This is a genomic window from Streptomyces antioxidans, from assembly GCF_000968685.2.
Classification (GTDB): domain Bacteria; phylum Actinomycetota; class Actinomycetes; order Streptomycetales; family Streptomycetaceae; genus Streptomyces; species Streptomyces antioxidans.
Genome location: NZ_LAKD02000048.1, coordinates 1 through 6,280, shown reverse-complemented (window position 1 = coordinate 6,280; position 6,280 = coordinate 1). Strand labels below are relative to the sequence as shown.

1 protein-coding gene is annotated in these 6,280 nt (G+C 72.3%); it reads right to left on the bottom strand.

Annotation, left to right across the window (positions count from 1 at the left end):
• Positions 1-6,100 (bottom strand): non-ribosomal peptide synthetase (locus VT50_RS19435; protein WP_158083214.1); only part of this gene is annotated, 6,100 nt, incomplete at its 3' end.
• Between the last annotated feature and the right edge of the window lie 180 nt (positions 6,101-6,280).

Sequence of the window (6,280 nt, the reverse complement as noted above, 5' to 3'; positions counted from 1 at the left end):
GAAAACCCCGCACCTTCACCTGATCATCCACCCGGCCGACGAACTCCAACACCCCGTCCGACCGCCACCGCACCAGATCCCCCGTCCGATACATCCGCTCCCCAACCCCACCGAACGGGTCCGCCACAAACCGCTCCGCCGTCAACCCCGCACGCCCCACATACCCCCGCGCCAACCCCACACCCGCCACATACAACTCACCCACCACACCCACCGGCACCAAACCCAACCCACCATCCACCACATACACCCGGGTGTTGGCGATCGGGCCACCGATGGTCGGTGTTCCCTCCTCGGCGCAACGGGAGAGCGTGGACCAGATGGTGGTCTCCGTCGGCCCGTAGACGTTGACGACATCGGCCGCACGGTCCCGCATCTCGTGTGCCAGTGCTGTGGGAAGCGCCTCACCGCCGGTCAGGATCCGTACGCCGGTCAGATCGGCTCGGTGGTGTTCCAGCAGTGTCGCCCACAACGTCGGCGTGGCCTGCATGACCGTCGTGCCGCTCGCGGTCAGCAGCCGCGACAGCCGTCCCGGGTCGTGGACCTCGTCCGCCGTCGCCAGGACGACCGTGGCACCGGCCAGCAGCGGGCCGAACAGTTCGAGCGCGGCGATGTCGAAGGTGATGGTGGTGACCGCTAGCCAGCGGTCCTCCGCTGCCAGGCCCAGCTCGTCGACCATCCCCACCAGCAGGTTCAGCAGGGACCGCTGTGTCACGGCGACGCCCTTCGGACGGCCGGTGGAACCCGAGGTGTAGATGAGGTACGCCGTGTTCAACGGATGGGGCGGGGCCGTCCGTTCGGCGTCGTCGATGTCGGCGCCCGAGCGGTCCCGCACGGCGGCCCCGGTAGCGGCGGCGTCCAACAGGAGGCACGGCACCGAGGCACCGGCACCCGACAGCTTCGCCGCCCCGGCCTCGGTGGTGACGAGAGCGACGGGTGCCGCGTCGTGGAGCATGAAGCGGGCGCGCTCGGCCGGTTGATCCGGGTCGAGGGGCAGATAGGCCGCCCCCGTCTTCATCACGGCCAGCAATGCCACGACCAGGTCCGCGGACCGGGGCAGCGAGACGGCCACGACGCGCTCCGGGCCCGCGCCGCGCTCGATGAGCACACGGGCCAGACGGTTGGCCCGCGTGTGGAGTTCCGCGTGGGTCAGTACCGTGCCGCCCGCCACCAGGGCGTGTGCGTCCGGGGTGCACACCGCCCGCGCCGCGAGCAGTTCGGCCACGGTGGACGACGGCAGGGCGGCCTCGGTGGTGTTCGGCGCGGCCAGTCCCCGTCGTTCCGCCGCGGTCAGCAGGTCGACGGCGGCCAGTGGCCGGTCGGGGTCGGCGGCCATCGCCGCCAGCAGGCGTTCCAGACGGCGGGCGAGCGAGACGACCGTGGAGCGGTCGAAGGCGTCCGGGCGGTAGTCCAGGCGGAGGCGCAGGGAGCGCTGCTGCGTGGCGACCAGGCACAGGGGGTAGTGGGTGGCGTCGCGGCCCCGGACTCCGGCCACCCGCAGCCCGTCGGACGGAGAGCGCAGCGCCTCCGGGTCGAGGGGGTAGTTCTCGAAGAGCACGAGCGTGTCGAAGAGCTGGGGGTGACCGGCCAGGCGGTGGATGTCCGTCAGGCCGAGGTGCTGGTGCTCGATGAGCCGGGACGCCTGCTCCTGCGCCCTGGTCAGCAGGGAGGACAGGGACGCGGCCGGGTCCAGGCGGATCCGCACCGGCAGGGTGTTGATGAAGAGCCCGACCATGTTCTCCACCCCGGCCAGCTCCGGGGGGCGACCGGACACGGTGGCCCCGAAGACCACGTCATCGCTTCCGGTGAGCTTGCCGAGGAGGATGCCCCACGCACCCTGGACGAGGGTGTTGACCGTCCACCCCCGGCCGCGTGCGAGCGCCGTCAGCGCGGACGTGGCCTCCGGGGACAGCTCCGTCAGGACCTCCTCAGGAGGGCGCGGGGAGCCGGATGGGCGCGTGGCGGGGGCGATGAGCGTCGGGCCCTCCACGCCGTCGAGTGCCTGTCGCCATGCGGCCTCCGCCGCGCCCCGGTCCCGCTCGTCCCGTTCGGCCAGCCAGGTGAGGAAGTCGCGGTAGGGCGTGACGGGCAGTTCGCCCGTGCCTCCTGGATTCCGGTAGAGCTGGAGGAGGTCGCGCATCACCACCGGCAGCGACCAGCCGTCCAACAGCAGGTGATGGTGTGTCAGCAGGAGGTGGTGGCGGTGGTCGTCGAGCCGTACGAGGGTGAGGCGGAGGAGTGGTGGAGCGGCCGGGTCGAACCGCCGGTTACGTTCGGCCGCCGCCACGGCGCGCAGTTCCTCGCGCTGCCGGTCGCCACCTGGCTGACCGTCGCCGGTTGGTTGCCTGTCATCGGTTGGCTGACCGTCATCGGTTGGCTGACCGTCGCCGTTCAGGTGGCGGAGGTCGATCTCCTGCCAGGGGAGCGCCACCGTGGCGGGCACGACCTGGACCGGGCGTTCCAGCCCCTCGTGCCAGAAGCCCGCCCGCAGGTTCGGATGGCGGCGCAATAGCGCCTCGGCCGCCTCGCGCAGCGCCCGGGGGTCCAGCGGTCCGTCGAGGTCGAGGCCGAGCTGGACGACGTAGTCATCGGTGGCGCGCGCGTCGTAGAGGGCGTGGAAGAGCAGCCCCTCCTGGAGCGGTGTCAGCGGCAGGATGTCGCTCACGGCGGCCGGTGTGCAGGACGCTTCGACGCGTTCGATGTTCTCCTGGGTCAGCGTGGCCGGTTTCACATCGGAGGGGGTGAGCCCTCCCGCGCCCGGCCGGGCGGCGTGTTCGGTGATGGCCCGGAGCACACGGAACCAGGTGTGCGCGAGGTCGTCCACCTCCCGCCGCGTGAGCGCTCCCTCCGCCCAGGACCAGGTCGCCGTCAGACACGGGCCCCGCGAGGCGTCGACGGTGACGGCGTTCAGCTCAAGCACATGGGCCGGGGGCATTCCGGCGTCGTCACCGGCCCCCGACAGGACCCCGCCGTCGTCGATGGCCGACGGCATCCACGGTTCTTCGCGGTCTGCCTCGGTGAAGCGGCCCAGGTAGTTGAACCCGATGTCCGGGGCCCGGAGCGCGGCGAGCCGGGGGCCGGTACGGGGGTTGAGGTGGCGCAGCAGCCCGTAGCCCAGGCCTTCGTCCGGTACGCCCCGTAGCTGCTCCTTCACCCGTTTGACCGCACGTCCCAGAGCGGGGCCCGCGCCGGTGACGTCCTCCGACGGTACCGGGCCCGCGTCCAGCCGCAGGGGGTAGAGGGTCGTGAACCAGCCGACCGTGCGCGCCAGGTCGACGTTCGCGGACAGACGGTACGACCGGCCGTGTCCTTCCACGTCCACCACCACCGGCTCGCCCGCGACGGCCCGCCCGTGGCGTACGCGCCAGCCTTCGACCGCCACCGCGAACGCGGCGAGCAGCACATCCTGAACACCCGCGTGGAACACCGCGGGGACCGGCCCCAGCAGGGGCTCGGTGTCCGGGGCAGGAAGCCGCAGGGTGAGACTGGCGGTGCCGGGCCCGGCGGCCGCCGTCTCCCGCCAGGAGTTGTCCCCGTCCGCAAGGGGCCGGGCGTCGGTGAGGTGCTGTGCGTCCGTGTGGGGCCGTACGTCCGTGACGGGGCGTACGTCGGCAAGGGGGCGTACGTTGGTAAGTGTCTGCTCCCACCACGGCGACTCCGCCTCCCTGACGGGATCGCACGACTCGGCCGTCAGCAGCGCGGCCCACCGGCGGAACGAGGTGCCCACCGGCTCGAGCGCCACCAGGCGATCGGCCGCCACCGCATCCCAGGCGACCCGCAGATCGTCCAGCAGGATCCGCCAGGACACTCCGTCCACCACCAGATGGTGCAGCACCAGCAGCACGTGCCCCGGGCGGTCCGGGAGGCCCGGGCGGTCCGGCCCCGCATCGAAGTACACCGCCTGCCACATCACACCGGACCACGGGTCCAGCCGCCCTCGGGCCGCCGTGAACTCCTCCTGGAGCAGCTGCCGCCCTATGCGTCCGTCCGCGCCACAGGACACCTGGCGCACCCGCGCCACGGCTTCCACGGATCCGGCCGGGGACACCTCGAGCGACCACCGTCCTCCGTCGCGGCCCGTCACCCTCAGCCGCAGCACGTCATGGTGGTCGGTCACGGCCCGCAGCACCCTGCTCAGCCGGTCCGTGTCCATCCCGGTGGGCACCGTCACCAGCATCGCCTGGCAGAACTCACCGACCGGGCCGCCCCGTTGGCGCAGCCACTCCATGATGGGCGTGGCGGCCACCTCGCCGACCCCGTCGTCCGCCACCGGAGCCACCGTTCCGGCTCCCTCCGGCACTTCCGCCGCCTCCGCCACTTCCGCTGCCGCCGCCTCCGCCACGGAGGCCAGCCCGGTCACGGTCTTCCGCAGGAACACATCCCGGGCGGTGATCACCACCCCGGCCGACCTCGCCCGGCTGACCAGTTGGATGGAGGAAATGCTGTCGCCGCCCAAGTCGAAGAAGCTGTCCTCGACATCCACCGCTGCCACGCGCAGCACCTGCTGGAACAGTCCGCACAGGGTCTCCTCCACGGCCGTACGCGGTCCGCGGCCGGAGGCCCGGGAGGTGAACTCCGGTGCGGGCAGGGCGCCTCGGTCGAGCTTGCCGTTGGCGGTGACGGGCAGCCGGTCCAGGACCACGAACGCCGAGGGCACCATGTACTCGGGCAGTCGCTCCCGTACGGAGGCGCGCAGCACCGCCACGTCCGGGCTCGCCGGGTCCGGACCGCCGTCCCCGGGCCCGGCTACAGGCGGGTGCGGGCGCGGGCGCTGGTGGCCCTCGGTGGCCGGGACCACATAGGCCACCATCCGCCGGTCGCCCGGACGGTCCTCCCGCACCACGACCGCCACCTGGCCCACCGAGGGATGCGCGGCCACCACGCCCTCCACCTCGCCCAGCTCGATGCGGATCCCCCGCACCTTCACCTGCTCATCGGCGCGGCCCAGGTAGTCCAGCTGGCCGTCCGCGGTCCAACGCACCAGGTCACCGGTGCGGTAGGCGCGGGTACCTGGCGGCCCGTAGGGGTCGGCGACAAAGCGCTGCGCCGACAGCCCGGCGCGGGCGAGATAGCCCCGGGCCAACCCCGGGCCCGCGATGTAGAGCTCGCCCGCGACCCCTGGTGGGACCAGTTGCAGCTGGGTGTCGAGGACGTAAGCGGAGGTGTTCGGCAGGGGTGTGCCCGTCAGTGCCGGGCGGGTGAGCGTCTCCTCCCCGGCCGAATGCCACTCCAGGCAGTAGACCGTGGCCTCGGTCGGACCGTAGAGGTTCGCTATCCGAGCGCCCGGCATGGCCTGCCTGACCTCGTTGAACACACGTGCTGGCAGCCCTTCGCCCGCGAACACCACATCGTGAGCGGCGAGCCGTGCGCCGGAGCCGAGCACCTGCGCTACGACCGATGGCACCCCGCTGACCAGTCCGCCGGACCAGCCGCCCCGCTCCACCAGCGCCGGAAGATGCTCGACGAGCTCCACCCGGCCACCGACCGTCAGCGGGGCGAACAGCTCGAAGACCGAGACGTCGAAGTTCAGCGAGGTCGACAGCAACACCGACGACAGCCGCTCGGGCCCGAAGCGCTCCCGGGCCCAGGCCATCAGCCCGACCACCGAGGAGTGCTGCACCGCCACGCCCTTGGGCGTTCCCGTGGACCCTGATGTGTAGAGGACGTACGCCAGGTTTCCGGCGGTGAGCGGCCCCAGCCGCTCCCCGTCTGCCACGGGAGTGGCGTCCTGTCCGGCACAGTCCCGCACCATGTCCGGGGAGTCGAGCACGCACACCGACGCTGGGACGTGGGTCGAGACCGGGGTCGGCGACGGCGACGGCAGGAGCCGTACGGTGTCGGAGTCGGCCAGGACCACGACCGGTCGCGCGTCTCCCAGCATGAACGCGATCCGCTCGGCTGGGTACGCGGGATCGACGGGGAGGTAGGCGCCGCCCGCTGTCAGGACGGCCAGCAGCGCGACGATCGCCTCCGCGCTGCGTGGCAGACACACGGCCACCACGCACTCCGGTCCCACTCCCCGGGCGATCAGCACGCGGGCCAGCCTGCTCGCCCGCGCCTCGAGCTCGGCGTAGCTCATGACATCGCCGTCGTAAGTCACGGCGGGTGCGTGGGGGGTGTGGGTGGCCTGGGCGGACAGGAGGGCGGGGAGAGTGGTGGCGGCGGGTGAAGGATGGGTGGTTGTGGGAGCGCCTTGGCGGAGGAGCGCGGCGCGCTCGGCGGTTGTCAGCAGGTCAATGTCGCTGACCGGCAGGTCGAGGTCAGTCAGGGCCGTCTCCAA